Source organism: Streptococcus sp. SS-4456 (genome assembly GCF_036680365.1).
GTDB lineage: Bacteria > Bacillota > Bacilli > Lactobacillales > Streptococcaceae > Streptococcus.
Genome location: NZ_JAVIHI010000112.1, coordinates 1 through 350 on the forward strand (window position 1 = coordinate 1; position 350 = coordinate 350).

Annotated in this window: 4 tRNA genes; all 4 read left to right on the forward strand. The window is 53.1% G+C overall.

From position 1 onward, the window contains the following. Positions 1-9 precede the first annotated feature (9 nt). The 4 genes from RFK25_RS11600 (at position 10) to RFK25_RS11615 (ending at position 350) form a co-directional block, all read left to right on the forward strand. Positions 10-83: transfer RNA gene (locus RFK25_RS11600), tRNA-Pro, on the forward strand. Between the two features lie 9 nt (positions 84-92). Then, positions 93-166: transfer RNA gene (locus RFK25_RS11605), tRNA-Met, on the forward strand. A 16-nt stretch (positions 167-182) separates the two neighbouring features. Continuing rightward, positions 183-256 (forward strand) — tRNA-Ile (locus tag RFK25_RS11610). A gap of 5 nt (positions 257-261) precedes the next feature. Then, positions 262-350, forward strand: a tRNA-Ser gene (locus RFK25_RS11615).

The window sequence follows — 350 nt, forward strand, 5'->3', positions numbered from 1 at the left end:
TAATAACAGCGGGAAGTAGCTCAGCTTGGTAGAGTACTTGGTTTGGGACCAAGGTGTCGCAGGTTCGAATCCTGTCTTCCCGATTTATATTTGGCGGTGTAGCTCAGCTGGCTAGAGCGTCCGGTTCATACCCGGGAGGTCGGGGGTTCGATCCCCTTCGCCGCTATTTACTCTTGTTTGCTGGACCTTTAGCTCAGCTGGTTAGAGCTCTCGGCTCATAACCGAGCGGTCGTAGGTTCAAGTCCTACAAGGTCCATAATTGGAGGATTACCCAAGTCCGGCTGAAGGGAACGGTCTTGAAAACCGTCAGGCGTGTAAAAGCGTGCGTGGGTTCGAATCCCACATCCTCC